Source organism: Rhodoferax sp., from assembly GCF_028689305.1.
In the GTDB taxonomy this organism is placed as follows: Bacteria; Pseudomonadota; Gammaproteobacteria; order Burkholderiales; family Burkholderiaceae_C; genus Rhodoferax.
The window spans coordinates 1-2,567 of the sequence record NZ_JAQTWM010000187.1; the positions used below are offsets into that span (position 1 = coordinate 1).

Consider the following 2,567-nt stretch of genomic DNA (forward strand, 5'->3'; position numbering starts at 1 on the left):
TAAAGTTAAGGTTTGTAGGATGCCTGCCCGTGAGCACTGGCGTGGATGAGTTCACGTAAACCTAAGGGCAGGCGTCGTACAAGCCTCGGGGGAGGAAACCGCGGGGAGTGCCGCAGTTGTTGGAGTGAACTATGCAGCTATGGGGATTTGAAGAGCCCCAGTGTGGTTTGACATTGCGGCCATGGCCACCACGCTGACGGCCAGACTGCTCAAGCGACACGCAATCCAACTGACAGTCGATATTTTTTTGACTCCGGTGGCGCGATCCGCCGAGGTTTCGCGACAAAAGGCAGCACTTACCCAAACCGGCTGCGGCGAGTGCGCAGTCAGCTTACAGTTTGACCATCGCCAAGTTTTGGCTCTCATGGTGGACCCTCGGCGATAGGCGGCGCTCGAATGGTCGGTGCGCGCAAAAACGTCTGGACGATGATCATCGGCGCGCCACAATGTGTGCAAACAAAAGTTGGTCGCACTGGTTCAGCGCAATCGTCATCAAGCTTCGGGTCGACGGCGGCGGCAGGCGCCACCTGCAGCAGTTCTCGCGCCAGAGCCAGTTTCTCCTTGCGCGCATTGTTGGCGATCAGCCCATAGTGGCGAATACGATGAAAGCCACTGGGCAACACATGCAACAAAAAACGGCGCACGAATTCATCGGGCTCCAGCGTCATGGTCTTATGCCGCGTCTTGCCCTTGGCACGGTAATCCTTCCAGCGAAATGTCACCCCTGCCTCATCCATTGAAATCAGGCGTGAGTTGGAGATGGCAACCCGGTGGGTGTAGCGCGACAAATAAGCCAGCACCGCAGCCGGGCCTGCAAACGGACGCTTGGCATACACCACCCATTCGCACCGCCCCATCGGTGCCAACCATTTGGCAAATGTCTTGGCATCCGTCAAGTCGGCGTACTCGCCAAAAAACTGCAGCTCACCAGCACGGTATGCCGCCCCCAACTCTTCCAGGAACCGCCTGCGAAACAACCTTGAGAGCACCCGCACCGGCAGAAAGAATCCTGGTTTGCAAGCCACCCACCGCCGCCCATCGGGTGACAGGCCACCACCAGGAACAATGCCATGCACATGGGGGTGGTGCGTCAATGCTGATCCCCAGGTATGCAGCACCAGGGTCGCGCCAATCTGCGCACCCAGATGCTTGGGATCTGCCGCGATGGTGATCAAGGTCTCTGCGGCCGCCTCAAACAACAGCCGGTAAATCACCGCCTTGTTGTAATACGCAATCGCGCTGATGGGCGCGGGCAAGGTGAAGACCACATGGTAATAGTCCACCGGCAGCAATTCGCTTTGTCGTTCTTGCAGCCAATGCTTGGCCGCACTGGTCTGACACTTTGGGCAATGACGGTTGCGGCACGAGTTGTAGGAAAGCTGGTCGTGCCCGCAGCCGTCGCAGTGCAATGCGTGTCCCCCCAGTGCTGCTGTACGACACTGTTCGATGGCCGACATGACTTTGAGTTGACCCAGGCTCAGGTGACTCTGCTGGTTTTTGCGCCAAGCCGGGCCATGAGTACGAAAGATGTCGGCAACCTCCAAGGCGAGGCGCCCCATGCTGGACTAACCCTGTTACGCGGGCTGCAGTGTTTCCAGCGGACTGACCACCTCACGCAATATCTCGGTGGCCACCTGTGTATAAAGTGCTGTCGTCTCCAGTTTTTTATGTCCAAGCAGCACTTGAATGACGCGGATGTCGACCTTTTGCTCCAGCAAGTGGGTGGCAAAGCTGTGCCTGAGCGTATGCATCGACACGCGCTTGTCGATCTTGGCCGCCTCGGCAGCCGCGTGGATGGCGCGGTTCATTTGACGCGTTCCCACCGAATCCATTGGATTGAGTCCCGGAAATAACCAACCGCCAGGCAACATCTTGCCTTGGGCATGGGCTAGGCGCCACCAACTACGCAGACGCTCAAGCAACACAGGCGATAGCATGGCGTAGCGATCCTTGCCGCCCTTGCCATTCTCAATTCGCAGTGTCATGCGTTCGCTGTCGATGTCCCCGACCTTGAGGGCGACGACTTCGCTGACACGCAAGCCCGTGCCATAGGCAAGCGACAACGCTGTTTGGTATTTCAATCCCGGTGCAGCAGCGATCAAGCGGGCCACTTCCTCACGACTCAATACCACTGGCAGGGTGCGCGGCACCTTCACAGGTTGCATCTTGGCCATCAACTCGCCATGATCAAGGGTGACATCAAAGAAGAACTTCAGGCCAGAAATCGTCGCATTGAGGGTAATTGGCGAGGCACCGTGATCAACCATATGCAACTGGAACCGTCGCAGTTCTTCGATGGAGGCGGTGTCGGGTGAGCGCTTGAGATAGCCTGCCAGTTGCCGCACGGCTCTGATGTAGCCCGCTTGTGTTTTTTGTGCAAACTTGCGCATTCGCATGTCTTCAATCATGCGTTGGCGCAGTGGTGATCCTCTGGGTGTCGATGTTTCCATGGCTGTGCTCCTGTTGTGAACGAGGCCAATTGCCTCAATTCACAACATCGGCATGCACACACCGTCGACTTACCTAGACCGCTGATCGAAGGGTACCGCGCGAGCGGTTTAGTCCAA

2 protein-coding genes are annotated in these 2,567 nt (G+C 57.4%); both read right to left on the bottom strand.

Annotated elements, in window-relative coordinates:
• Positions 1 to 362 precede the first annotated feature (362 nt).
• A complete protein-coding gene (locus PHW99_RS18800; protein ID WP_300181399.1) occupies positions 363 to 1,559 on the bottom strand; it encodes an IS91 family transposase in 1,197 nt (398 codons plus the stop codon).
• Between the two features lie 15 nt (positions 1,560 to 1,574).
• Positions 1,575 to 2,450 carry a site-specific integrase gene (locus tag PHW99_RS18805; protein ID WP_300181403.1) on the bottom strand — a complete coding sequence of 292 codons (876 nt, stop codon included), beginning with the start codon at positions 2,448 to 2,450 and terminating at the stop codon, positions 1,575 to 1,577.
• Between the last annotated feature and the right edge of the window lie 117 nt (positions 2,451 to 2,567).

Bases quoted from the DNA above. Each gene is read 5' to 3' on its own strand.
- PHW99_RS18800 (WP_300181399.1), bottom strand. From the start codon at position 1,559: ATGGGGCGCCTCGCCTTGGAGGTTGCCGACATCTTTCGTACTCATGGC.
- PHW99_RS18805 (WP_300181403.1), bottom strand. From the start codon at position 2,450: ATGGAAACATCGACACCCAGAGGATCACCACTGCGCCAACGCATGATT.